Source organism: Pseudoneobacillus rhizolycopersici, assembly GCF_054786815.1.
This window is the reverse complement of record NZ_JBTOOE010000288.1, coordinates 1-217: the sequence shown is the minus strand read 5'-3', so window position 1 is coordinate 217 and position 217 is coordinate 1. Positions and strand designations below refer to the sequence as shown.

General features: G+C 64.1%; 1 protein-coding gene. It reads right to left on the bottom strand.

The genetic code is table 11. From position 1 onward, the window contains the following. Nucleotides 1-217, bottom strand: a 217-nt coding sequence (locus ACX9YW_RS23790) for an enoyl-CoA hydratase-related protein (RefSeq protein WP_460351306.1), incomplete at both ends; no start/stop codon positions are given.

Genomic DNA, 217 nt, shown 5'->3' with positions numbered 1-217 from the left:
AAAGCGCGCGCGTATCCGATGCGGTCCGGGATCAGCATCGAGGATGCAGCCTCCGGCACCAGGCCCAGGTTGACGAACGGCGTCGTCAGCTTGGCTTCATTGGCCACGAAGACGAGGTCGCAGTGGAACAGCATCGTCGTGCCAACGCCCACGGCGAGACCGGAGACAGCGGCGACGATGGGCTTCGGAAACTGAGCGATCGCCTCGATGAACCCAC